This is a genomic window from Dichotomicrobium thermohalophilum, assembly GCF_003550175.1.
Classification (GTDB): domain Bacteria; phylum Pseudomonadota; class Alphaproteobacteria; order Rhizobiales; family Rhodomicrobiaceae; genus Dichotomicrobium; species Dichotomicrobium thermohalophilum.
Genome location: NZ_QXDF01000001.1, coordinates 1160171 through 1184490, shown reverse-complemented (window position 1 = coordinate 1184490; position 24320 = coordinate 1160171). Strand labels below are relative to the sequence as shown.

At 64.1% G+C, this 24320-nt stretch carries 23 protein-coding genes and 2 tRNA genes; 11 read left to right on the top strand and 14 right to left on the bottom strand.

Annotated elements, in window-relative coordinates:
- Positions 1-15: 15 nt before the first annotated feature.
- Positions 16-1140, top strand: coding sequence for an alanine dehydrogenase (gene ald / locus BXY53_RS05380; RefSeq protein ID WP_119060844.1), 1125 nt, complete (start codon positions 16-18; stop codon positions 1138-1140).
- Here ald and BXY53_RS05375 read toward each other — a convergent pair.
- Both BXY53_RS05375 and BXY53_RS05370 read right to left on the bottom strand, forming a co-directional pair.
- Positions 1137-2006, bottom strand: coding sequence for a hypothetical protein (locus tag BXY53_RS05375; protein ID WP_119060843.1), 870 nt, complete (start codon positions 2004-2006; stop codon positions 1137-1139). The two genes, ald and BXY53_RS05375, sit on opposite strands and share 4 nt — an antisense overlap.
- On the bottom strand, positions 2003-4435 hold the full coding sequence (locus BXY53_RS05370; protein WP_119060842.1) for a Lon protease family protein: 2433 nt from the start codon (positions 4433-4435) through the stop codon (positions 2003-2005). The genes BXY53_RS05375 and BXY53_RS05370 overlap by 4 nt, the downstream gene beginning before the upstream one ends.
- 235 nt (positions 4436-4670) lie before the next feature.
- On the opposite strand from BXY53_RS05370, the gene ypfJ reads away from it, so the two are divergent.
- A complete protein-coding gene (gene ypfJ, locus BXY53_RS05365) occupies positions 4671-5678 on the top strand; it encodes a KPN_02809 family neutral zinc metallopeptidase (RefSeq protein ID WP_119060841.1) in 1008 nt (335 codons plus the stop codon).
- A gap of 5 nt (positions 5679-5683) precedes the next feature.
- Here ypfJ and BXY53_RS05360 read toward each other — a convergent pair whose 3' ends face one another.
- The 3 genes from BXY53_RS05360 to BXY53_RS05350 all read right to left on the bottom strand — a co-directional run bounded on the left by BXY53_RS05360 (position 5684) and on the right by BXY53_RS05350 (position 7102).
- The gene (locus tag BXY53_RS05360) at positions 5684-6538 is read right to left on the bottom strand and encodes a copper resistance D family protein (RefSeq protein WP_119060840.1); all 855 of its coding nucleotides are present in this window, start codon (positions 6536-6538) and stop codon (positions 5684-5686) included.
- Position 6539: 1 nt separating this feature from the next.
- Complete coding sequence (locus BXY53_RS05355) at positions 6540-6854, bottom strand: copper resistance CopC family protein (RefSeq protein ID WP_245410424.1); 315 nt, start codon at positions 6852-6854, stop codon at positions 6540-6542.
- Positions 6855-7025: 171 nt separating this feature from the next.
- Positions 7026-7102 (bottom strand) — tRNA-Pro (locus tag BXY53_RS05350).
- A 144-nt stretch (positions 7103-7246) separates the two neighbouring features.
- On the opposite strand from BXY53_RS05350, the gene BXY53_RS05345 reads away from it, so the two are divergent.
- Positions 7247-7321 (top strand) — tRNA-Gln (locus BXY53_RS05345).
- A 15-nt stretch (positions 7322-7336) separates the two neighbouring features.
- On the opposite strand, the gene BXY53_RS05340 is transcribed toward BXY53_RS05345, so the two are convergent.
- From BXY53_RS05340 to BXY53_RS05320, 5 genes are all read right to left on the bottom strand, one after another.
- Positions 7337-8071, bottom strand: a complete 735-nt coding sequence (locus BXY53_RS05340; protein ID WP_119060838.1) for a DUF6969 family protein — start codon at positions 8069-8071, stop codon at positions 7337-7339.
- Positions 8072-8137: 66 nt separating this feature from the next.
- Positions 8138-8881 (bottom strand): protein tyrosine phosphatase family protein, encoded by a 744-nt coding sequence (locus BXY53_RS05335; RefSeq protein ID WP_119060837.1) that lies wholly within the window; start codon positions 8879-8881, stop codon positions 8138-8140.
- A 42-nt stretch (positions 8882-8923) separates the two neighbouring features.
- Positions 8924-9556 carry a DUF6691 family protein gene (locus BXY53_RS05330; RefSeq protein WP_119060836.1) on the bottom strand — a complete coding sequence of 211 codons (633 nt, stop codon included), beginning with the start codon at positions 9554-9556 and terminating at the stop codon, positions 8924-8926.
- Complete coding sequence (locus BXY53_RS05325) at positions 9556-10074, bottom strand: YeeE/YedE thiosulfate transporter family protein (protein ID WP_119060835.1); 519 nt, start codon at positions 10072-10074, stop codon at positions 9556-9558. Before BXY53_RS05325 ends, BXY53_RS05330 begins: the two co-directional genes overlap by 1 nt.
- A gap of 135 nt (positions 10075-10209) precedes the next feature.
- The gene (locus BXY53_RS05320) at positions 10210-10410 is read right to left on the bottom strand and encodes a CsbD family protein (protein WP_119060834.1); all 201 of its coding nucleotides are present in this window, start codon (positions 10408-10410) and stop codon (positions 10210-10212) included.
- Positions 10411-10635: 225 nt separating this feature from the next.
- On the opposite strand from BXY53_RS05320, the gene BXY53_RS05315 reads away from it, so the two are divergent.
- Entirely contained in the window at positions 10636-10983 is a 348-nt protein-coding gene (locus BXY53_RS05315; RefSeq protein ID WP_245410366.1) for a c-type cytochrome, read from the top strand.
- 62 nt (positions 10984-11045) lie between these two features.
- On the opposite strand, the gene BXY53_RS05310 is transcribed toward BXY53_RS05315, so the two are convergent.
- Positions 11046-13631, bottom strand: coding sequence for an autotransporter domain-containing protein (locus BXY53_RS05310; protein WP_170144349.1), 2586 nt, complete (start codon positions 13629-13631; stop codon positions 11046-11048).
- A 674-nt stretch (positions 13632-14305) separates the two neighbouring features.
- Here BXY53_RS05310 and BXY53_RS05305 point away from each other — a divergent pair.
- Entirely contained in the window at positions 14306-15355 is a 1050-nt protein-coding gene (locus BXY53_RS05305; protein WP_119060831.1) for a hypothetical protein, read from the top strand.
- Here the strand turns inward: BXY53_RS05305 and BXY53_RS05300 are convergent.
- A complete protein-coding gene (locus BXY53_RS05300) occupies positions 15352-15969 on the bottom strand; it encodes a TetR/AcrR family transcriptional regulator (protein WP_170144348.1) in 618 nt (205 codons plus the stop codon). The genes BXY53_RS05305 and BXY53_RS05300 overlap by 4 nt on opposite strands.
- A 123-nt stretch (positions 15970-16092) precedes the next feature.
- Between BXY53_RS05300 and hlyD the strand changes: the two genes are divergently transcribed.
- Genes hlyD through BXY53_RS05280 form a run of 4 tightly spaced genes read left to right on the top strand, consistent with a single transcriptional unit; the run spans position 16093 to position 21099 of the window.
- Positions 16093-17100 carry a secretion protein HlyD gene (gene hlyD, locus BXY53_RS05295; protein ID WP_119060829.1) on the top strand — a complete coding sequence of 336 codons (1008 nt, stop codon included), beginning with the start codon at positions 16093-16095 and terminating at the stop codon, positions 17098-17100.
- A gap of 5 nt (positions 17101-17105) precedes the next feature.
- Positions 17106-18845, top strand: coding sequence for an ATP-binding cassette domain-containing protein (locus BXY53_RS05290; protein WP_119060828.1), 1740 nt, complete (start codon positions 17106-17108; stop codon positions 18843-18845).
- A complete protein-coding gene (locus tag BXY53_RS05285; RefSeq protein ID WP_119060827.1) occupies positions 18842-19975 on the top strand; it encodes an ABC transporter permease in 1134 nt (377 codons plus the stop codon). Before BXY53_RS05290 ends, BXY53_RS05285 begins: the two co-directional genes overlap by 4 nt.
- Entirely contained in the window at positions 19975-21099 is a 1125-nt protein-coding gene (locus BXY53_RS05280; protein WP_119060826.1) for an ABC transporter permease, read from the top strand. The genes BXY53_RS05285 and BXY53_RS05280 overlap by 1 nt, the downstream gene beginning before the upstream one ends.
- A gap of 2 nt (positions 21100-21101) precedes the next feature.
- On the opposite strand, the gene BXY53_RS05275 is transcribed toward BXY53_RS05280, so the two are convergent.
- The gene (locus BXY53_RS05275; RefSeq protein WP_245410365.1) at positions 21102-21908 is read right to left on the bottom strand and encodes a YdcF family protein; all 807 of its coding nucleotides are present in this window, start codon (positions 21906-21908) and stop codon (positions 21102-21104) included.
- A 171-nt stretch (positions 21909-22079) separates the two neighbouring features.
- Here BXY53_RS05275 and BXY53_RS05270 point away from each other — a divergent pair, with 171 nt between their 5' ends.
- Positions 22080-23120 (top strand): cysteine synthase A, encoded by a 1041-nt coding sequence (locus BXY53_RS05270; protein ID WP_119060825.1) that lies wholly within the window; start codon positions 22080-22082, stop codon positions 23118-23120.
- 32 nt (positions 23121-23152) lie between these two features.
- Positions 23153-24019 carry a 3-mercaptopyruvate sulfurtransferase gene (gene sseA, locus BXY53_RS05265; protein ID WP_119060824.1) on the top strand — a complete coding sequence of 289 codons (867 nt, stop codon included), beginning with the start codon at positions 23153-23155 and terminating at the stop codon, positions 24017-24019.
- Between the two features lie 10 nt (positions 24020-24029).
- Here the strand turns inward: sseA and BXY53_RS13995 are convergent, their stop codons facing one another.
- On the bottom strand, positions 24030-24230 hold the full coding sequence (locus tag BXY53_RS13995; RefSeq protein WP_147361502.1) for a hypothetical protein: 201 nt from the start codon (positions 24228-24230) through the stop codon (positions 24030-24032).
- Positions 24231-24320 lie beyond the last annotated feature (90 nt).

The following is a 24320-nucleotide window of genomic DNA, read 5'->3' as shown; positions in this document are numbered from 1 at the left end:
CGAAAAGAGGCAGGCATGCAGATCGGGCTCATCAAGGAAATCAAGAACAACGAGAACCGGGTCGCGCTGACGCCGGCGGCCGTGCGCACGCTCACCGATGCCGGTCACCAGGTCCTTGTCGAATACAGCGCGGGCGAAGGCTCGGCCTTCACGGATGCGGACTATGAGGCTGCGGGCGCGCGCATGGTCGACACGGCCGGGGCGTGGTCGGCGGAGCTGGTCTTGAAGGTCAAGGAACCGTTGGAAAGCGAATATGGCTATTTCCGGCCGGGGCAGATGCTGTTCACCTACCTCCATCTTGCCGGCGTCGATCCGAACCTCACGCACGCGCTGCTGGAGAACGAGGTGACCGCGATCGCCTATGAGACGGTGCGCGGGCCGGATGGCAAGCTGCCGCTTCTGGCGCCGATGTCTGCTGTGGCGGGTAGCATGTCCGCCAGCGTGGCGCGGCACTATCTGGCGAAATTCGCGGGCGGCAAGGGGGTCCTGCTTGGACGGATAATGGGCGAGCCGCATGGCAAGGTGGTCGTGATCGGTGACGGCGTGGTGGGCCAGCACGCAGCGCACGCAGCCGTCGGTGGCGGCGCGGAGACTTACATCTTCACCTTGTTCGAAGAGCGTTTCGATGAACTTCGCGAGCAGATCAGCCCGGACGTGATACCTGTTCTGTCATCCGAGGAGACGATACGCGAACATGTGCGTGACGCCGACGCCGTGATCGGCGCGGTGCTGCTCCCCGGCGGGGCGCGCGCGCCGCATGTGGTGAGCGAAGATATGGTCGCATCAATGCAGCCCGGCTCGGTGATCGTGGATGTCAGCATTGATCAGGGCGGCTGCATCGAGACAAGCCGGCCGACCTCGCATTCCGACCCCGTATATACCGTGCACGACGTCATCCATTACTGCGTGACGAACATGCCGGGAGCATATCCGATGAGCGCAACCCGCGCGCTGGTGAAAACGACGCTGCCCTACGTGCAGCGGCTGGCTGACAGCGGCATGGGCGCGCTGGCATCCGATCCGGACTTCGCCGAGGGCGTCAACACCCACGCCGGCACGCTCACCATCAAGTCCGTGGCCGAGGCGCTCGACCTGCCCCACCGCTACCGGCCATTCGCGGAGCTGATGGAGACGGCCTAGACAGAAACGACGGGAGCGGGTTCGCTCTCGCCGCGCTCCGGCTCCAGCACCAATACCGGCACGCGCCGCGCGGCAAGCATCGCCGGCGCGAAGGTTCGAGCTGCGTGCGTATGGCTCATCACCATCAGCCGTTCGCCGATCAGAGCCAGGGCCTCCACACACACGACGGGGTCGCTGATGCCAGCGGCCCCGACCTGCACCGCGCGGACCGTCAGGCCCGCCCCGGCAAGCACGTCGACCTGTCCGCCCGTTGCGCCGTCATAGGCCTGAAGCACCACGAGCGGCTCGCCCGCCATCGCCGCAATGCCAGCGGCCGTCTGGATACACGGATCATCCGGCTTGGCAGCGATCGCGACCACCGGACCGGTTCGTCGCGCGATCTCCGTCGGCACGAGCAGCACGGCCGCGGACGAGCGGAATGCGGCCTCGACCAGCGCCGAGAACTGGGCGGTCGCCCGCTCGGCGGCGCTCCCCGGCTCGGAGATCATCACGATGTCGTTCGTCTCGGACAGGCTGGCGATGGCGTCGGCAATCGGCCCGCGCCGCACCTCGAACTGATGCCGTCGCGCCATCCGATGCGCCGCGGCGAAGAAGGCCCGCTCCGCCTCGCGCGCCGCCTCGTCCAGATCGCGTGCCATCTGCTCTGCCCGAATGGGGCGCCAACCGCCCCCCAACGGGCGGAATTCTCGCGCCACCGAGATGTTGCCCAACTCGCGCAAGCCAGCATCCTCCAGAAAGAGGCCGAACAACTCGACATCGAGAAGTCGCGCCAGATCTGCCGCGGTTTCGGCCGAGTCCCGTCTACTGCCCGGCGACAGGCCGAGGATCAGACGCCTGAAGTGGTGCGTGTGGATCGTGACCGTCATTCGCTGGCCTCACGCGATTGCTGCCTGGCGAATTCCCGGCGGATCGTGGCGAAGTGGCGCAGCTTGTCCTCCACGCGCCGGTTGACGCTGTTCTCGGGGAAATGGCCGTCGTCCCCCCGCTCGCCGGCATCCAGGCCGGTGAGGAGGCTGATGCCCTCATCGACATGGCGGACGGGATAGATGGCGAACGCGCCATTCCGGCACGCTTCGATGACGTCTTCGCGCAGCATCAGGTGCTGAACGTTGGATTGCGGGATCAAGACGCCCTGCTTGCCCGTCAAACCGCGCGCCTTGCAGATGTCGAAGAAGCCCTCGATCTTGTCATTCACGCCACCGATGGCCTGCACCTCGCCGCGCTGGTTGACCGAGCCTGTCACGGCCAGGTCCTGGCGCAGCGGGGCGTCGGCAAGCGAGGATAGCAGCGTGTAAAGTTCCGCCGACGATGCGCTGTCACCCTCCACGCCGCCATAGGACTGCTCGAAGACCAGACTGGCGAACAGCGACATCGGGGTGTCGAGCGCATAGCGCCCGGCAAGATAGCCGGAGAGGATCATCACGCCCTTGGAGTGAACGGGCCCGCCGAGTTCGACTTCGCGCTCTATGTCCACGACCTTCCCGGAGCCGGGCCGCACCTGACAGGTAATGCGCGTGGGCCGCCCGAAGCTGAAGCCGCCGAGCTGCATGACGCTGAGGCCATTGATCTGGCCCGGCTTGGTGCCTTCGGTGTCGATGAGCGCGACGTCCTCGAGGATGGACTCCTGCATCCGGTCGCGGATGCGGGCCGCGCGCTGGATACGCGCATCAAGCGCCTGCTGAACATCCTCGCGGCCAATCTTCTCCCGCCCCGCCTGCTTGGCCCGGAAATCGGATTCGATCAGCACATCCTGCAACTGCTCAGTCAGCAGTGAAAGCTTTTCGGAATGCTCGGCCAGCCGCGCAGCATGTTCAAGCACGCGCGCCACCGCCTCCCGGTCAAGCGCGCGCAATTCCTTGCGCTCGGCGATCGCGGCCACGAGCCGCGCGAGCACGGCCTCATTCTCCGGGTTGCGGCGAAAGTCGTTCTCGAAGTCTGCCAGCACCTTGAAATGCTGCTGCACTTCGGGGTCGAACGCCGAGAGCAGGAAATAGAGCAGCCGGTCGCCGAACAGAATCACCTTCAGGTTCATCGGGATCGGATCGGGCTCCAGCGAAACCGTGCTGGTCAGCCCCATGAAGCGCGCCACGTCCTCAATGGCGATCTCACCGCGCTGCAGCGTGCGCTTGAGCGCCGCCCAGCTGAACGGCTCGGTGAGCAGCTGGCGCACATCGAGCAACAGATATCCGCCATTGGCCCGATGCAAAGCACCGGCCTTGATGAGCAGGAAATTGGTGATCAGCGCGCCCTGGACCGGAATGTGCTCGATCCGGCCGATCAGGTTGCTCAGCGTCGGATGAAACTCCTGGACGATCGGCACATCGCTTTCAGTGTCGCTTTGCGAGACGAGGACGTTGACCTTGTACTGGTCGAACGGACTTCCCGCGCGGGTCTCCGGCATCTGCCCCTGTTTTTCGCCCTCGGTATTCTGGACGAAGGTCTCGACGTTCTCGACGATATGATCGCGCACGGCGTCGATGTGCTCGACCACCTTGGGCAGGTCGCTGAAGTCCTCCTTCGTCTCCTCTATGAGCTGGTCCACCGCATAGCTTGCCGTCTCCCGGTTGAGCTTGCGCAGCTCCTCGCGCCGCTCCTTCTCCCATTGCGGGATCTGATTGACGATGTGCTCAAGTTCCTTTTCCAGCTCCTGGATGGTTTCCTTGATCTCCTCGCGCTTCTCCTCCGGCCAGTTGTTGAACTCCTCGGGCGGCACGACCTTGCCGTTCTGGCTTGGCGCCAGCGAAAAGCCCATCGGCGTGCGCAAGATGACGATGTTCTTTTCCGAGGCCTTTTCGCGCAACTCCGAGAACGCCTCGTTCTGTTTGTTCTGGAATTCCTCGTCGATCGCGCCCTTGCGCGTCTGATATTCCTCGCTCTGGAACACGGCCGGCAGCGCGCTTTTCAGGTCTTCGATCAGCTTGTCCATCGCGCGCTGAAACTTGCGTGCCCGGCCGCCGGGTAGCTCAATGGCGATGGGCTTTTCCGAGTCCTCGAAATTGTTGACGTAAACCCAGTCCGACGGTGCCGCTTGCGGCTCTTCCCGCTTTTCCTCGGCCAGCAGTTCCTTCACGGCCTCCTGCATGCGTGCACCGTGCGGGCCGATCACGAACAGATTGAAACCGTCGCGGTCGACCTGGGTGCCGAAGCGAATCGCATCCAGGGCCCTCTCCTGGCCTACGAGGCCCTGCGCGGGGTCCAGGTCGGCGGTCGTCGAGAAGTCGAGATTGGACAGATCGGCCTCTCGGTAAAGGCGCTCCGCGGGCAGCGGGTCGAGAGGCTTTGTCTCATCGTGCATGGGCTGATCCCCGTCTTTCCGGTTCGATTTCGCGACCAGTCTCGAACGAGAAAGTGACCGGCTCTATGATGGCGATCAATTCGGGGTATACCTTGCCAGCCTTAATCGCCCGCCAGGCCCCTCTCCACACAGCGATTTCGATTGACAGAACCACCGGAGCAGGCGCTGGCTTAAGTATGTGCGGTGTCCCGCCAGGATACCGGCGGTCAAGACTTGCAAGCGAGAGACGAAGGGCATGGTTCGCTGGCGCGGACGCAGGCAAAGCGAGAATATCGAGGATCGGCGCGGCCAGCCGGGGCGGCGCGGTTTTCCGTTTCCCTTTCCCGGCAGCCGGCGCGGGCGCGGGATGCGCATCCCCCTGCCCCGCGGACGGGCCGGACGCAGTTCGGGACTTGGCATCCTTGGGATACTGGTGATCCTCGGCCTGCTGCTGCTGTTGGGCGTCGACCCACGCGTGATCCTGACCGGCGGCGCGCCGGGTCCTCAAGCGGACCGGGAAGCAACTTTCCCGGACCTGAACATCCCGGGCCTGCCCGATGCGGACGAGACAACCCGCGCACAGCGCCAGGTCCCCAAACCCGGCACGGGCAGCCGCAGCGATGATGAGCTCGCCCGCTTCGTCGGCGTGATTCTTGCCGATACCGAGGATGTCTGGCGAAAGGCGTTCCAGTCGTTCGGTCGCACGTACCGCGAGCCAAAGCTGGTGCTGTTCTCCGGCTATACACGCACGCGCTGCGGCGCGGGCATGGCGGCAATGGGGCCGTTCTACTGCCCGCTGGACGAGACGGTCTACATCGACCTCAGCTTTTATCGGCAGCTCCGTCAGCAGTTCGGCGCGCCGGGTGACTTCGCGCAGGCTTATGTGATCGCCCATGAAGTTGGGCATCACGTGCAAACGCTGCTCGGCATCGCGGACACGGTGCGCCAGGCGCAGCAAAGTGTGGGCGGACGACAGGCCAACGCGCTTCAGGTCCGCATGGAGCTACAGGCCGACTGCCTCGCCGGGGTGTGGGCCAACCGCATAGACCGGGAGAAAGGCATTCTCGAAGAGGGCGATATCGAGGAAGGACTCCGCGCCGCGAGCGCCATTGGCGACGACACAATCCAGCGCCGTACCCAGGGCCGGGTCGTGCCGGATGCCTTCACCCACGGCACTTCCGAGCAACGGGTGCGCTGGTTCCGCCACGGGCTGGAGAGCGGCCAGCTCCAGGCCTGCGACACGTTCCGCGCCGCGCGTCTGTGAGCGAGCTAATGCCCGCCGGGCGGGAACGAGATGGCCAGCGCCGTCGCCAGCAAGATAAGCACGGAGACAACCATCTCGACGATGAGCGATGTCCGCAATGCTTCCCGGCCGGTCTCGGAATTGCTTTCCAGCGCAGGTGTCAGGCGCCACCTGTTGAGGGCTGCCGTCGCAAGGATCAGTGCCACCGCAGCCAGCTTCAGCAGGAACGATTGTTGATAGCCGCTGGCGAGATCGAGCCGCCAGCCGGTCAGCAAGCCCAGAAGAATACCGCCCGCGATCACCAGCGCGCCCACGGCCCACGCCGCGAAATTACCGAAGCGCCGGACTGCCCGGGCGAGGTCCCGGGCCGGTGCCGAGCCGCTGGCGGCGAACAAGCCTGGCAACCCTCCGATCCACCAATGAACGGCAAGCAGATGCACGAACAATAGCGGCGCGAGCAGGGCCCTTGGATCGCTCGAAGCCGTGTGCCCCTCGATCAGATACGCGCCGATCATCGCCCCTGTCGCAGCGAGCCCCAGCGCCCGCCAGCGCAAACCGGCAACCAGCATGACGACCACCGCGGCCACCCGAACGACCGCCGCCTGGCCCAGCGGCGTCTCCATGCCAATCCAGCGCATCGACGGCGAGAGGGCCAGCGCGAGATCGCCACCGGCGATTTGCTGGAGAAACAGGAGGTAGCGCAGCGGCTCACAGATGATGATAAGGCCCGCGCCAAACCAAAGCTGCTTCCGCAGCGCGGGATCGACCAGCAGTGCGGGAAAACTCAGCCGAAACAGCACCGCGCCTGCGGCGAGCACGGTGCCGCCATAGACCGCCATCCGCAGCAGGACAGCGAGCCCGTCCGCCTCGGCCAGCGCCATCTCAGTCCGCGACAGTGAAGGAGAACGCGCCGCTCATGACATGCCCATCCTGTGCCACGGCGGTCCACTTCGCGTCATAGGTGCCGGGATCCAGCGTGGGTACAGCGACCTCTACCGTCTGGACGAACGCAGCGGGAAGATCGGATTTCGGCTCCACCGGGTCGGCATCCTGCGACCTTACGCGCACCAGCGTGACCCGGACCGCCTGAGAGAACTTTAGTTTGATCCGAGAAACCTCACCCTTGACGGTTTTGCCGTCTGCCGGGGAACTTGCGACCAATCCAGAATGCGCGTGAACACCCGGCGCTAAGGCCATAGCCAGGACAATGAAGGCAGCAAGCGCGGCAGATTTCATGTGCTATCTTTCCGGGATCAAATTGCAGGACGTTGCAGAATGGAACAAATTCCCCCTGTTCTGACGCATTTGTTTCACGTTCGCCCGATCCGTTCAACGCTGAATCGGCGGTGGGGGGTCTGAAGGGGTGGATGGTCGGAGTGGCAGGATTCGAACCTGCGACCCCCTCGTCCCGAACGAGGTGCGCTACCAGGCTGCGCTACACTCCGGCTTTTGACGAAAGCGATGCGCTCGTTATAACTTTCCGCTCTCCGGCTCGCAAGCGGCGCGTTGACCGCTTTTCCAGATGCGGCTGCGCGGGCATTGTCTGCGGTGCCGTTCTTCGCTATGTCATCTGGTACATGGGGTTGCGATGGGGCGTAGCCAAGCGGTAAGGCAACGGGTTTTGATCCCGTGATGCGCAGGTTCGAATCCTGCCGCCCCAGCCACTTGACTCTTGGCGTTTATACAGTCTGCCGGATCCCCAGCGCCTCCTCGATCACGGTGATCTGATCGGCCAGATTGATGGGCGCGGCAGATGTCCGGTTCAGCGCGCGATCTTCGAAGATGTCCCCGCCTTTTTCTTCGTGCCAGGCTGCCACGCGTCTGTCGCGTTCGGTAATCAGCGCCTCGATCTGGGGGCGGAACAGCGTCATCATGCCTGCGAGCCAGGTGCGCGTCTGTGCGAACGGCTCTTGGGGCTGCATCTCAAAAGCGCGAACACGCTCAATCACGTCTTCGGCAGGCAACCAGGTCTCACCCGTCACCCAGCGGTTGGTGGTGAACAGACCGATCGGCTGGCTGTAAGCGTCCATCGAAATGCCGATGAGATGGCACAGACTCTGGCCTCCCGCCGGCAGGTGGCCATTGTCATCGGCGGGCTGCGGACCCTCTACGCCGGCCGGCGCGAAGACGTGGAAATGCCCGTGCTCGCCTGCGCCCCGGTCATGCTCAGGGTGGGCATGGTAATAGAACTGCACGCCGGTTGCCGGGTCGCGGATGTCCTGAGCAGGATAGTGCGCCCAGGCTTCGAGCGCCGCCTGGCCCGGCATCACCGCCGTAACGACCGTCTTCCCGGCTTCCGCCAGAGCCGCGCTCGCCGTGAGCACGCGCTCAGCGGCTGCATGCATCGCCTCCAGCTCATCCCTCGGGCGCGCTTCGATCAGGGCCCTCAGGTCGCTCTCGGTCGCTGTCGTCATACCAACTCCCCTCATGAAAAGGGCGGGCACGCGCGGCCCGCCCCTTCTCGTTTTTGATTGGACCGCTCAGCCCTGCTTCGGCAACGGATCCATGCCGAGAATTTCGCGCACCTTCCATTCGCGGCTCGGCTTCAGGCCGACATTCCGACCTTCCTGAACGGCGATCTTTTTCGGAATGCCTACCGAGGCGCGATAAAGGGCCCAAGCCGCGCCGACGCGATTCGATGACTGGCAGTGCATCAGAATCGGATAGTTCGCCGGATCGTTGATGATCTCGGCGATCTTCTCGACCTGATCGCTGGTGGGCGCACGCTCAGACACCGGCACGTTGACGAAGTTCAGGCCGGCCGCGTTGGCCCGCTCGCGCTCCTTGTCCGAGCCTTCTTCCGGCGTGTTCAGGCTGATGACGGTATTGAAGCCCAGCGCCTTGGCGATGGCGTAACCATTGTCCGAGACAACGCCGCCCGTGCCGACATAGGGGGCTGCGCGAAGATAGTTTTTCACGACTCCCGGCATCGAGTCACCATAGGCCGCCTGCGTGTAGCCGGCCGGCACGTCGAACGGGTTGTCAGCGGGAGTCTCAGCCGTGGCCGTATACTCGCCCTTCTCCTCGGGCTCGTCGGCTGCTGCGGCTGGAGCGCACGGGTTGACCGGGGCGCATGGGTTGGCCGGTCCGCACGGGTTCATCTGCGCATGCGCGGCAGACATAACCGGCGGCAGCTTCAGGTCCGCGTTCAGGGCCGCGGTTCCTGCGCCCGCGGCGACTGCCGCAGCGGGCAGCATGGCGACGAGGGATTTGCGTTTGGACATGGTGTCGCTCCTTCTCTCAATCTGTGTTGTGGGTTGCCAGACTCACTCGCCCGGCTGCATCTGGCCGATCGGTGTGCCTTCTCTCCGCTCAGGTTGCGGCGGGGCGAACGGCCCGCCAAACCGCCGCTCCAGTCGTGAGCCGAGCATCCAGCCGGCGATCGCGATCACGATGAGCACGCCCAGCACGACCCAGCTCGGGACGCCGAACAGGTCAGGCAGCGTTTGCCCCTGCGGCCCCTGCGCGGCGGTGTAAAATGGCTGTAGCGGCTCATAGACCCAGGCAAAGCCGGCCACCCCGATCACCATGCCGAGCATGAAAACCAGCGCATCGAGCCGGCCGGAGGCCAAGCCCGCGACCGACGTGCCTGGGCAGTAACCGCCAATGGCAAAGCCCGCGCCGATCAGCAGGCCGCCGGCGCCCATCGCCCAGAAGAACGTTGTTGGGACGTAAACCGCGTTCAGGCCGAAGATGCCGAACACCTCCAGCAGCCAGAGGCCGACGGCCGCGACGAGCACGGCGGTGAACATCACCTTGAACACCGCCCAGTCCTGCAGCCGGAACTGCGCCGTCAGCTTGCGCGGGCTCCCGAACCCGGCGGCTTCGAGGATATATCCGAACAGCACGCCGGCCAGCAGGCCCGCGGCCACTCCGTTGTCGTAAAGCGGCTGATCCATTACTCCCAGACCCTCCGTGTCAGCATCGAGGTGATGAAACCTCCGATGAAAAACGTGATCAGGAAGACGAAGCCGGCGACCGCCAGCGTCGCGCTGCCGGACAGGCCGAGACCGGATGTGCAGCCGCGCGCAAGACGCGCACCGAAGCCGGTCAGGATTCCGCCCGCGAGCGCGAAGGTCAGGCGTGTTCCCACGCCCGTGCTCGGGCCGCGCTCGATGCTCGGGTTGAAGCGCCGGGCGGTGACGCTGCCGATCAGCGCGCCGATCGCCAGCCCAACGATTTCCCAGGTAATCCACGCCAGGAGCGGCGCGCCGGCCTGGACATAGCCGCCCAGATAGGCATTGGCCGCCGTGGTGGCGGGCGCCACCCACGCGCCAACCGCCGCGGTCAGGCGCGTGAAGAAGCCGCTCGCGCCGAGGCCGTGCCCCGTGATGACGAAGGTCAGCAGCAAGACGAGGCCGAGGCCCACGCCGGCCGCAAGCGGCGGCCAGTACGGTTGTGGTTGGTCGTTCCTCATGGTCCCTCTTTCCAGATCCGTTTCCGAGACGTTCCGTTTACCGAGTTCGATTCGCGCAGAGACGGCGCCATCATCGGATGATGGTCATGACAAAATCGAACAAGGTCCGGGGAACTGCGCAGAATACATGCCGCGCTAGTCCATCTTCTCCAGCCAGTCATCGACCTGTTTTTCCGCCTCTTCGAGCGTGATCCCGTAACGCTCCTGGATTTTCCCGGCGAGCCACTCGCGACGGCCCTCGATCTGCTCGACCTCGTCGTCCGTCAGCTCGCCCCATTTTTCCTTCACCCGGCCCTTCACTTGGTGCCAGTTGCCTTTGACCTGTTCCCAATTCATAACGGTCCCCGATTGCCATTTATGTGAGTCCGTCACGCAGGCGGCGCCTGCTCACGCAGCGCCCGTGCCGCGTCCGGACGGTCTGCCCTATGGAACACAAATGCGCGGCGATGGTTCCGCACGCGGCTTGACAGCACCGCGCTCACGCGCCCACGACAGCGCGCGACCCGCGACGACATCGCCACATTTCCGGGCTAAGCGGAGGAACGCGCAGGGGAGGAAAACATGCTTGGATCACGGAACGGGATAAGCGCGCTTCTGGCCGCCATGCTGCTTGCGGGCGGGGCGGGCGCGCCGGCGCAGGCGAACGCGTTGGAAGAAGGGCGACAGCTCGCCGAAGACATGTGCGGCACCTGCCACGCGATCAGCCCGGAAGACGAGACCGAGAATCCGGAAGCGCCGACGTTCAGCGAGATCGCCGGGCGCTATTCGGTCTGGAACCTGCAGGAGGCGCTGGCCGAGGGCATCGTGGTCGGTCATGAGGACATGCCGGAGTTCACGTTGAGCCCGGAGCAGATCAACGCGCTACTGTCCTACATGGACACGCTGACGCCGGAAGACGCGGCGCAATAGCGCATAGAAAACCCGGCGGCCGCAGGGCCGCCGGGTCCATCCGTTGGAGGATTGCTGCCCCGCTAGTCGATCGCGGCGTAGCCGTTGTCGAGCGGGATGTTCAGCCAGGCCTTGGCGCTCCAGGCCTCGAAGTCGTCCCCGCCGATGCCGTCATAGGAGCCGGCCGCGCGGAACTTGTAGCCATCAGGCGTGGCGTAGATAAAGCCGCCCTCGACCTTGGCGCGGAAGTCATCGGTGGATTCCGTGCCGGTGGCAAAGTCGATTTCATTGCCGTCGAAGTTCCAGATGCCCTCTACGGCGAGGTGCGGCTCCAGCGTCGCCCCGCTTTCCAGCCTCTTCGTGTAACCGAACTCCGGCCCGAAGGTGAGCTGGCCGAGCGTCACGCTGCTCGATCCGACTCTCTGGCCGAGGCTGTTGGTGAAGGCATCCTGATCCTGCGTGCCCCAGGCCACGCCGACATGCGGCGAGATTCGCCAGCCGTCGTAGTAGTACATGCCGGTCAGCTTGCCGGTCACCAGCCAGCGCTCCATGTCGAAGTCGCCGGTGCGGTGTCCCCCATCGTCACTTTCCAGCTCGATGTCATTGTCGGACTGGCCCCAGGCCGCGCGGGCATCGAAGATCAGGTTGTCGCCGATCTTCGCGCCGAAGTACGGGCCGACCATCCAGCCGGTGCCTTCAATCTCGCCCCAGACATCGCCGTCAATATCCTGGTCGGTGTGATCGACCTGAACGAGCGCGCCCACGATGACGCCCGGCGCTACCGCGTAGTCCGCGCCGACATAGAGGATGCTGAAGGTACCGTCGCGGTCACGCCCGGCGGAGTCGTCGCTGTAGCGCGAGATCTGGCCCTCGATCCACAGATCCCAGCCCGGCCGCGTCATCATGTACGGCGCGATGTAGGGATCGTCGGCAAAGGAGGACGTCATGCCGTCGCCGTCCTGCGCCTTGCGGATTTTGCGGGCGTCCTCGGCCATCATCGAGGCGCGCAGGCCGCTGAGGCTCATGGAGAAGCTGCCCTGCATGCCCTCCGGCCCCATCTCGCCGGACATCTTCAGCGGCGGCAGCGGGCTGGTGTCCTTCAGGCTGAGCGGCTGCTCTTCCTGCAGACGCCGCACGAGGCGGGCGCGATCCGGCCCGTGGGTGAGGAGAAGCTTGAGCGTGGTCTCGTTGAACTTCTCGACCTCCTCTTCCATCTCCTCGTCGACGTCGTCGAACCTATTAGTGTATGTACAGCTAACGTTCTGATCAGGTTGGATGTCGAACGATAACGTGCCTGACAGCCCGCCCCCTTCTTCAAACGTCACGCTTTCACCGTTGTCACACGAGATCGACGTCAGGTCGTAGCCTCCGGGACCGCCAGATTCAGACAATACAACCGGCTTGGCATTGTCGTCATCAAAAGAGATCTGTTCAACATGACCGCTGTTCACCGTTTGGAATGAGCCATCGATGCCGAAGGTCAAGTCAAAGTCGCTCGAAACCGCGACGCCTCCTTCAACGACCTTGACCAACTCCAATGTAGCTTCCGGAACACCCCTGTTCTCGACGACGCATGCAGCGGTGTCCCCGCCTTCAAGATTAGTGAGCGAGCCCTTATCCGCGGATGCCGTTTCCCCATTCTCCCCCTGGCTTGTGATGGAGCAGGAAATGACAGGGTCCAAAAAGCCCTCGCCAGGATCATTTTCCGTCACTATGAAATCCCAAACGTTATCGCCTGCCTCGATTTCGACGATTTTCTGTTCGGAGGTTTCACCTGCTCCAAGATCGAACGTCTTGGAACCAGAAAAGGTAACGCCGTTGACGCCATCAACGTTGACAGTGAATTCTCCGGCCTTGTCAGTAACCTTCTGCAGACTAATCTGTATTATGTTTTCCTGCGGATCGGGAACGTCCGCTTCGTTAGTGACAACACAGCTCGTGGTTTTATCAGCCTCGACAGGGATATTAGATAGACTAAATCCCCCTGACCCGTTTTCCACAACGGTTTCGTCAAGCGTACAGGAAATGTCTGGATTCTCCAGGCCAGTCTGAGTGAGTTCCTCAAGGGTAACAGTTCCCGAGGTCAAATTGCCGAGGTTGATCTGCACAGTCTCAGTTTCATCATCCTTTAATGAAACCTGCAACGGAGTAGGCAGACCCGCTCCCGTAATTTCCAATAGGAACTCACGGTCTGAGTCGGAATCGAATTGTTTTTCAATCTCAAGAGACGCGAAATTATCCGTTCCGCCACCGTTATCCGTACAGGTGAATGCGAACAGATTCGACAAATCGGCCGGCGCCTGTTCCTTCCCCTGCTTGTTCGTGCGTGGCGGTGACTGCCACACTCCTGAGGAAGCTTCGGGGTCAATCTCAAAAATGCTGAATCCATTGCCCGCGTGAATACCGATCGCGCAAACGTCAGTCGGAGGGTCTGTGAGGGTCCATGTTCCCTCAGTGCAGTTTTCCTCATTGTTCACGACCTTGAATGCGTCCTCCAGAGCCAGGTCTTTTCCGGCGGCGTCAATAACTGCCTGGGCCGCTGTAATGGCGCTCTCTGTACTCTGAGGAATATTTGATTGAGAGTCGCCAATTTGAGTGTTTGAACCGGATACTGTCTCGCAGGTAAAGTTAAGCGTTTGAGCTGAAGCTTGGGAGCTGACTTCCATCATAAGCGGGCCCACAAGGAGAATGACAGCACCAAGCACCGGCGCGCCTGATACTCTCGCAAGTGACGTGAACAGCGAAGCTAGGCCTTTGAACGGGCCCGAATTTGTGTGCCGGCGTGCCAGCATGGTATCCCCCCATCTTGTTGTTGGCGTCGCGGCCCGCGCTGGCGGCGAGGTGCCCATTACCCCGCCTGTCACGGCCCCTGACGCGAAAGCGACCACCTGGGCGGCGCCGCTCCCCTCTCCTTGTTGTGTGCCCAAAACGCGCGCCGCGACGGATCCCACTTGCCGTCACAACGCGAAAATCCCCACGCCGCCTGATGTTACGCGGTTTCCCACGCGGCACCGGCGTACAATGCTTGAGATTTCAGACCGAGTCCGGCCGTTGTTACAAGAATGAAGACATTAACAACCGGGTTTTGCTTGGTGTTTGCAGGCCACTGTGGCTGACACGACACTGTATTTACACGTGATGCAACAATATCTGCCGGTTTTGCACCAAATGGTTGCAATCGGCAGGAATGGATTATGCTTAACGGCGAGCTATAGAGACCTCACAAGCCTCACCAATTTTGATGAGCCGGCCGCTCCACAAAACCGCCATCTACGCCCATTACGCGAATCAGCGATTTGCCCAGGCGCAACAGTCAAGAGAATTGCGGAGAACGCTAGGAAACATGCGCTGTTTAATCGCCCTTCTCCTGCTCATTCTGTCACTGCATCCCGCGCCGGCAGCCGCGACGCTGACCGAGGACAGCGACAAGCCCGAAGCCGGCCTGAAATGGATGAAGGACTATCACCACGACCCGAAGCCTCAGGACGTGCCCGCCTTGATCCGCAAGCTGAGCAAGCAGGGCGCTTTTGACGAGCCCCAGAAGTCGGGCGTTTATGTCGGCTTCCTCGCCGGGGTGCTGCGGGAGAACCCCGAGGAGGCGGTCCAGCTCGCGGCGGATTGCCTGCCCCTGCCCTTCAAGGACCAGTGGCTGGTTGTGCGCGCCATCGCCTATTCCGGGCTGGACAACTGGAAACAGGTGATGATCGACTTCGCGCCCAACCTGCCGGAGCGCAAGCACCTGATGCGCTACTACATCGCCGGCAAGCTGCCCACGCTCGAACAGGTTCCCTTCACGCCACCGAAGGCTTCGACGCTGGACAAGGTCCGCCGGGCCTTCCGATGGGAGACCTATTTCGGCCCGGAGAAGGCCAAACCGGTGCGGATCAGCTACGCCACCCATCCCGAGTTAATCGACGTGCAGTGGGGCCTTTACTTCGCCACCGGCGAAGACATGCCGATCGCCTGGATCGCCGCGCTCCTGCCCTGGTCCGAGGAGCGGGACAGCCTCGACAAGCTCACCGCGGGCGGGATGGCGAAGTTCACGCTGGCGGTCAACGCATCGCGCGATCCCGACCTGCTGACGGCGCTCCGCCGCATCCAGCCACACCAGCGCGAGACGGTCCGGCGCATTCTCACGGAGGTGATCATCGCGGCTGAGACGGCGGACACGGCCAGGCTTCGGGAAGACGTGGTAGGGGCGATCGACGAGCTGCGCCAGAAAGGCCCAGGCTCGCGCCGAGCGGCTGCCTGGTGGGCGGAGATGGGCCAGGTTGCCTTGTCGCTCGGCTGCGTGGGCGCCTCGGCGGTCGGGCAGGTTGCGCTCGGCGTGCCCTGCGTTGTCGGCGGCGCGCTGTCCAGCGCAGCGCTGCGCTATCTCGGCTCGGGCAGTTAGGCGGGCGCTTTGAGGCCCCGCAGCATGAAATCCAGATGCGCCTCGCAGTAGGCATCCAAGTCGATCGGCTCGATCTCCTCGAACAGGATCGTCCAGATCGCGGCCGTCAGCGCAGGGCCGAAGATGATCTGCGGCTGGTCGACCGCGGGCGAGCACCCGAACTCGCCCCGTTCCACGCCATAGGCCAGGACGCGCCTGAGCGCTGCCATGCTCCGCGCGATCAGTTCGTCGTGGTAGAAGCGCAGCAGCCGCTGAAAGCGCGGTCCCTGCGAGATAATCAGGCGGAGCAGGTTGCGCTTCCTGGGATCAGTGATGACCTCCCTGTAGAGCGTACGGATCATCTGGCGCAGGATCGTCTCGGCGTCCTCCTCCGGCGCGGCGGCCATCGACTCAAAGCGCGCGACCATCGGCCCGATCACCGCGCGCACCGCCTGCTCGAACAGCGTCTCCTTGGTATCGAAATACAGATAGATCGTGCCCTTGGCGACGCCCGCGCGCTCGGCGATCGAGTCAAGGCGGGCGGCGGCGAAGCCCTTGTCGACGAATTCGTCCAGCGCCGCGGCGAGGATGAAACGGATTCGCTGGCTTTTCGTTTCTTTACCGTCCGTCGCCATGCTTGTCTCAATCTGGTCGCAGAGCACCGCCGCTGGCGAAATGCCACCCCGGAAGCGCTTGACAGTCCCCCGAGACACCGACAAGTTTATGACTGACCAGTCAGTCATGCAAGGCGTTCGCGCATGAGCAAGCGTTTAGCCCTTTTGATCGCGATCGCGGCGATCGGTGTCGGCGGATGGTTCCTTTACCAGCGCTATGTGGTGGAGGACGGTCCGGCGGCAGTGTTTTACGGAAATGTCGATATTCGCGAGGTCACGCTGGGTTTTCGCGTCGCGGGCCGCGTCGAGCGCATGCTGTTCCATGAGGGCGACAAGGTGGAAGCCGGCGAGCTGCTCGCCCAGCTGGACACCGAGCCATTCGAGGAAGAGTTGGCGCTGCGCAAGGCGGAAGTCGCCGAGGCTCAAGCCCAGCTCGCCAAGCTGGAGGCGGGCACCCGGCCGCAGGAGATCGAGCGCGCCCGCGCGGACGTCGAAGCACGTGAAGCAGCGCTGGAAAACGCACGGGCGATCTACGGCCGGCAGGAAAAACTTGTGCGACGGGATTTCGCCTCGCAGCAGGCGTTCGACGATGCGCTGGAGCAACTGAAGCGCGCAAGAGCGGCGTTGCGATCCGCGAAAGAGGCCCTGAACCTGGCAATCGAAGGCCCGCGCAAGGAAGACGTTGCCGCCGCCGAGGCCGCACTGGAGGCTGCGCGGGCCCAGAAGGAAGCCGCCCAGACCGCGCTGGAGGACGCTTCGCTCCATGCCTCAGAGGATGGCGTGATCCTGACGCGCGCGGTCGAACCGGGAACCATCGTCTCGGCAGGCACGCCTGTCTACACGCTATCGCTGAGCGAGCCCGTCTGGGTGCGGGCCTATGTGCCCGAGCCGCAGCTTGGCCTTGTCAGCCCCGGCACGCCCGTCAAGGTCATCAGCGACACCAGGCCGGACGAGCCCTACGACGGGCAGGTCGGTTTCGTCTCGCCGGTCGCGGAGTTCACCCCGAAATCCGTGGAGACACCAGAGCTGCGCGCGGATCTCGTCTATCGCTTCCGCGTGGTGGTGAAGGATCCGGATGATGCGCTGCGCCAGGGGATGCCGGTTACGGTGCGCCTCGCCGGGGACGCGACCGACAGAGCCGCAAAGGACTGAGCGCAATGGCAGAGCCGCTCGTCAGCCTGTCGAAGGTGTCCAAAAGCTTCGGCGACACGCGCGCCCTGCGAGACATTTCGGCGGAAATTCGCGGCGGCGTCATCACCGGACTGGTCGGCCCGGATGGGGCGGGGAAGACCACGCTGATACGCCTGATGACGGGGCTGCTGGCCCCGGAAGATGGCCGGATCAGGGTGCTCGGCGCCGACACCCTCGAACAGGCGCAGACCGTCCAGTCGCATATCGGCTACATGCCGCAGCGCTTCGGTCTCTACGAGGACCTGAGCGTAATCGAAAACCTCAATCTTTACGCGGACTTGCGCGGCCTGCCTGAAGCGGAACGCGCCGACCGCTTCGCCGAACTGCTGCGCTTCACCGGCCTCTCGCCCTTTACCACGCGCCACGCCGGCAAGCTGTCCGGCGGCATGAAGCAGAAGCTGGGGCTGGCCTGCGCGCTGATCCGCACGCCGCGCGTGCTGCTGCTCGACGAGCCCAGTGTGGGCGTCGACCCGATCTCGCGCCGCGAGCTGTGGCGGATGGTTCAGGACCTCAAGGATGAGGGTATCGCGATCGTCTGGTCGACCTCGTATCTCGACGAAGCCGAGCGCTGCGACGACGTGCTGCTGCTCAATCGCGGCGAGCTCCTGTTCGCAGGTCCACCCGCGGACCTGACCCAGCGCGTGGAGGGCCGCACGTTTCTCGCCACCGAAATCGAAGGCGTGCGCCGCGCCGCACTCGCCGAGGCGCTTGATACCGAGGGCATCATCGACGGAGTCGTTCAGGGCAGCGCGCTGCGGCTTGTGACCGCCGAGAAGCCGGAAGACGGCACGGCGGGGCTGTCCAGAATGCTCGGCGACTGCTTTCACGGCGCGGACCTGCAACCTGTCGCGCCGCGCTTCGAGGACGCCTTCATCAACGTGCTCGGCGGCGTGGCGGGCGGGACCTCGAGGCTGGCACAGCGCATCGATAGCAAGCCCGATGGCAGAGCGATTATCGAAGCGCAAGCCCTCACCAAGAAATTTGGCGACTTCACCGCCGCGCGCGACATCACCTTTTCGATCCCGCCCGGCGAGATTTTCGGGCTGCTTGGCCCGAATGGCGCCGGAAAATCCACCACCTTCAAGATGCTTTGCGGCCTGCTGAAACCCACCGAAGGCATCGGCCGCGTCGCCGAATACGACCTGCGCAAGGCGGGCGCAACCGCGCGCGGACGACTTGGCTACATGGCGCAGACATTCTCCCTCTACGGCGATCTCAGCGTTTTGCAGAACTTGCGCTTCTTCGCCAGCGTCTATGGTTTGCCGCGCGGACGGCGGCGCGAGAAGATCGAGTCGATGATCGAGACCTTCGACCTGCCGGGCTATCTGGACATGAACGCGCGCGACCTGCCGCTGGGCATCAAGCAGCGGCTGGCGCTGGCCTGCGCGGTGATGCATGAGCCGGACGCGTTGTTCCTCGACGAGCCGACCTCCGGCGTCGATCCGATCACCCGGCGTGAGTTCTGGACACACATCAACGGCCTGGTCGCAAAGGGTGTCGCCATCCTCGTGACTACGCACTTCATGGACGAAGCCGAATACTGCGACCGCATCGCGCTCATGTATCGCGGCGAGACCATCGCGCTGGACTCGCCCGACGCGCTGAAAGCGCAGGCGCGGACCGATGAATGCCCCGATCCTTCGCTGGAAGATGCATTCATCCACCTCGTGCAGACGAGCGAGTCGGACCGGAAGGAGGCGGCATGAGCCCAGCGGCCAGCAGCGGGCGCTGGCGGCGTTTCGGCGCGCTGCTTGTGAAGGAGTCGATCCAGATCGTCCGCGACCCGAGCAGCATCCTCATCGCCTTCGTGCTGCCGCTGATCCTCCTGTTCCTGTTTGGCTACGGCATCTCGCTTGATACCAATCTTGTCCGTGTCGGTCTCGTCGTCGAAGCCACGGACGCGCCGTCGCAAAGCCTGGCAGGCTCCTTTCAGGGCTCCCGCTATTTCGAGATCGTTCCTGCGCAGGACCGGCGGGAGGTTATTCCGAAGCTGATTGCGGGCGATATTCGCGGCATCGTCGTCATCCCGGAGAATTTCGGCGCCGAGGTCGCGCATGACCCGCAGAGCGCTCGCATTCAGGTCATCACAGACGCCACCAACCCGAACACCGCGAAATTCGTGGAGAACTACGCCCGTGGCGTCTGGCAGACCTGGCTGGCGCTTCGCACGCAGGAGGCGCCGCCGCAGGCGCCGGTGACACTGGAGCCGCGCTACTGGTTCAACCCGGAGCTTACGAGTCGCTATTTCCTGGTGCCCGGCTCGATCACCATCATCATGGCGCTGGTCGGCACGCTGCTGACCGCATTGGTCGTCGCGCGCGAATGGGAGCGCGGCACCATGGAAGCCCTGATGGCCACGCCGATTTCCATCCCGGAGTTGATCTTCGGCAAGCTTCTGCCCTATTTCGCGCTGGGGCTGGGCGCGATGGCGATGTGCACCGCGATCGCGGTGTTCCTGTTCGGCGTGCCGTTTCGCGGCTCATTCCTCGCGCTGGTGATCATCTCCTCGGCCTTCCTTGTGCCCGCGCTGGGACAGGGGCTTCTCATTTCCTCGGCCACGAAGAACCAGTTCATCGCGTCGCAGGTGGCGCTGCTCACGGGCTTCCTGCCGGCGGTCCTGCTCTCGGGCTTCATTTTCGAGATCAGCTCCATGCCCCAGCTCGTTCAGTGGATCACCTATATCGTGCCGGCGCGCTACCTCGTACCGAGCCTGCAAAGCGTGTTCCTTGTCGGGGACATCTGGCCGCTGTTCCTGCGCGACATCGCACGGATGCTCGCCATCGGCGCGGTCTTCCTGATCTTCACCGCGCTTACCACAAGAAAGAGTCTGGAGTAATGTGGCGGCGTCTTTTCGCGCTCATCATCAAGGAGCTTCTTGCGATCTGGCGCGACCCGCGCAGCCGGTTTGTCCTGATCGCCCCGCCGATTGCGCAGCTCTTTCTCTTCAGCTACGCCGCAACGCTGGAAGTTACCAACGTGACGATCGGCGTGATCGACCGGGATGCCGGGCGCTGGAGCGCGGAGTTCGTGCAGCGTGTGGACGGCGCCTCCACCTTCACGGCGATCAGGCGGCTGCCCGATCTCGACGCCGCGCGCCGCGCGATCGACAATCAGGACGTGCTCGGCGTCCTGCATTTCGATGAAACCTTCTCGCGCGACATCAACGCCGGGCGGCCGGCGCAGGTGCAGGTGCTGCTCGACGGACGACGCTCCAACGCGGCGCAAATTGTGACCGGCTACCTCAGCGAGATCACCGCCGGGCTGACCGCAACCAGCCCCGTGACGCTGGAGACCGAACCACCGCAAGCCCCCGCCGCGGCCGAGCCTGTGGTCGTTCGGCACTGGTTCAATCCGAATCTCAAGGATTTCTGGTTCATCGTCCCTGGCCTGCTCGGCACGCTCACCCTGCTGATCGTTCTCGTTGTCACCGGCCAGACGGTCGCGCGCGAACGCGAGCTGGGCACCTTCGACCAGATTCTGGTTTCGCCCTTGCGCGTGCACGAAATCCTGCTGGGCAAGACGGTGCCCGCCATGATCGCGGGGCTGGCGCAGGCCACGGCCTTCATCGCCTTCGCGGTGTTTTTCTTCGAGGTGCCGTTTCGCGGCTCGCTCGCCCTGCTCTATCTCGGGACGTTCATCTACCTGCTCGCGGTGATCGGGGTCGGTCTGTTCATCTCCTCGCTGTCGCAGACCCAGCAGCAGGCGTTTCTCGGCGCATTCCTGTTCGCCGCGCCGGCGATCCTGCTGTCTGGCTTTGCCACGCCGATCGAGAACATGCCGGAATGGCTGCAGCACTTCACGCAGATCAACCCGCTGCGGCATTTCCTCGTGATCGTGCGCGGTGTGTTCCTGAAGGGGATGCCGGCGGGAGATGTATTGGCCAACACCGTCCCGCTGGCGCTAATCGCGGCGTTTACGTTGCTGATCTCGGGTTGGCTGTTCCGCGCGCGGATGGAGTAGCGCTAGCGCGGCCCGGGGAGGAAGGTGCTCGTGCGACCGGTGATGGAATAGGCGAGCAGGCCCGCCCACTCCTTCGCCGCCAGATCGACGCGGCGCAGCCCTTCCGAAGCGCGCGGGAAAAAGCGCCAGAGGTCGTCTTCGCCGCTGGTGCGGTAATCGACCGGCCAGGGCATCACCTCGAAGCCGACGGCGCGGAAACAGCCGACCGCGCGCGGCATGTGAAACGCCGAGGTGACAAGCAGCCAGCGCTCGCCTGGTCGCGGCTGCACGAGCTCGCGCGTGAAAGCCGCGTTCTCAGCCGTATTCCGCGAACGGTTCTCCAGCAGGAGGCGCTCCGGCGCGATGCCCAGCCGTGTGAACAGGCGCTTTGCACCCGCCGCCTCGGTCGTGCCGGAATAGAGGATTTCGCCCGACCCGCCGGAAAACACCAGCCGCGCATCGGGGAAGCGCCTCGCCAGCGCCGCGCCTTCGCTGAGCCGCTCAGCGGCCTCATTGAGCGCCGTCACCCCGCGCCCCTTGCTCACCAGCGTGTCGACCGCCCCGCCCAGCACAATGATTCCGTCGACCGGTGCGTCCAGTTTCGGGCGCGCGAAGCGATCCTCCAGCGGCATCATCAGCCAGTGGCCGAGCGGCGAAAAGCCGGCGATCACATACAGCAGCGCGCCCAGCGCGACGATCCGCAGCCCCCAGCGCCGCCGCCAGATTGCCAGCACCAGCCCGCCCAACAGCAGCAGCGCGACCAGGCTGGAAGGCTGAACGAAGAACCAAACCAGTTTGGAAACGTAAAAGAACAGCCCGCTGCCGGTCATCGGGGCATCCCGTGCGTGGAAACCGCGCGGAGCCTAGCCGCTCACGCACATATGAGGCAAGCGGCACCCGCGCGCTCTTGCGCCCCTGCACGCCGCTCAGTAATTTAGGATTTCCGAACGATTCCGGCGCGATCGCGCGCCGATCCATCCCGCACCAGAAGGACTGCCGCCTTGAACCTCAAGCACAATGCCCTGCAATGCATCGGCAACACCCCGCTGATCCGGCTGACGCGTGCCAGCCAGGAGACCGGGTGCGATATCTACGGCAAGGCGGAGTTCCTCAACCCCGGCCAGTCGGTGAAGGACCGCGCGGCGTTGTTCATAATCCGCGATGCCGAACGGCGCGGACTGCTGAAGCCCGGCGGCGTCGTGGTGGAGGGCACGGCGGGCAATACCGGCATCGGCCTGACGCTGGTGGCGAATGTACTGGGCTATCGCACGGTGATCGTGATCCCGGAGACCCAGTCGCAGGAGAAGAAGGACATGCTGCGCCTGATGGGCGCGGAGCTGGTCGAGGTGCCGGCTGTCCCCTACAAGAACCCGAACAACTATGTGAAATACTCGGCGCGGCTGGCCGAAGTGCTGAACGAGCGCGAGCCGAACGGCGCGATCTGGGCGAACCAGTTCGACAATGTCGCCAACCGCTCCGGCCACATCGAGACCACCGCCGCGGAAATCTGGGAGCAGACCGGCGGCAAGGTCGACGGCTTCATCTGCGCGGTCGGCACGGGCGGCACGCTCGGCGGCGTGTCGATGGGCCTGAAGGCCAAGCGCGAGGACATCGTGATCGGCATTTCCGATCCGCTGGGCAGCGCGCTGTATCACTATTACGCTCATGGCGAGCTGAAGGCGGAAGGCTCCTCCATCACCGAGGGCATCGGCCAGGGTCGTGTCACCGCCAACCTGGAGGGTGTCACGGTCGATCGTGCCTATCAGATCGACGACACCGAGGCGCTGAATGTCGCCTATGCCCTGCTGAGCGAAGAGGGCCTGTGCATGGGCGGCTCCAGCGGCGTGAACGTCGCCGGGGCGATACGCCTTGCGCGCGATCTCGGACCGGGCCACACCATCGTGACGATCCTGTGCGACTACGGCCAGCGCTATCAAAGCAAGATGTTCAACCCGGCCTTCCTGCGCGAGAAGGGTTTGCCGGTGCCCGGCTGGCTGGAGCGTGAGCCCAGTGTGCCCGAGGTTTTCGTCGACGCCGAATAGCGCGCATAATCAAAACAGCTTGGGGAAACGCCATGCCGCAACCAACCCGGAACTGGCTGGTCAGCACCGACTGGCTGGCCGAGCATCTGAACGCGCCGGACGTCAAGATCCTGGATGCAAGCTACAATCCCATGCCCGGCATGCCGCTCGATGCGCATTACAACATCGAGCACATTCCCGGGGCGCAGTTCTTCAACATCGACGAGATCGCCGATACCTCCAACCCGCTTCCGCACATGCTGCCCTCGCCGGAGAAATTCGTTTCGCGGATGCGCAAGATGGGCATCGGGGACGGCGACAAGGTCGTGGTCTATGACAACGCCGGCATGTTCAGCGCGCCGCGCGCCTGGTGGATGTTCCGCGTCATGGGGCATGATGACGTCGCGGTGCTTGATGGCGGGCTGCCGAAATGGAAGGCCGAGGGTCGGCCGCTGGAGAGCGATCCGCCGCCCAGGCCGCAGCCCAAGCACTTCACCGCGCGGATGCAGGGTGAGTTGGTGCGCGACCTGGATGATATGCGCCGCATCTCGGAGCAGGGCGGAGCGCAGATCGTCGATGCGCGTTCGCCCGAGCGTTTCCACGCCATCGCGCCGGAGCCGCGCCCGATGCCGCGCGCCGGGCACATTCCAGGGTCGCTCAATCTTCCCTATGCCGCGATACTCAATCCGGACGGCACAATGCGCCCGCCCGAGCAGATTCGGCAGCTTTTCGAGATGGCGCAGGTCGACTTGAACAAACCAGTCGTCACCACCTGCGGGTCGGGCGTGACCGCATGCATCCTCGCCCTGGGTCTGGCGACGACGGGCTATGAGCGCGCCGCCGTTTATGACGGCTCCTGGACGGAATGGAGCCAGGTACCGGATACGCCTGTTGCGACCGGCGAAGAACCGTCTTCATAACGACGTACGCCTAGACCAGTGGCAGCTCAAGCTGCCGCGGTGCCTCCACGGGTCTCTGGTTCGGGGCTGGCCACGCATTCGGGCGCTCGCGTGCTGCCGCACCCTGGGCCGCTTCCGCCTCACACAACTGGCTGACCGTCTGCTCCCGCGCTTCGGCCGCCTGGCGCAACACGCGATTCGCGAGCGCGCCCAACGCATTCCACTGTTCCACGACTCACTCCAGCTTACGCACGTTACCCTTACACCACGGCACAAGTAAAAGCTGGGAACGAACTGTGGTTTTTTCGAGATCGCGTGGCTG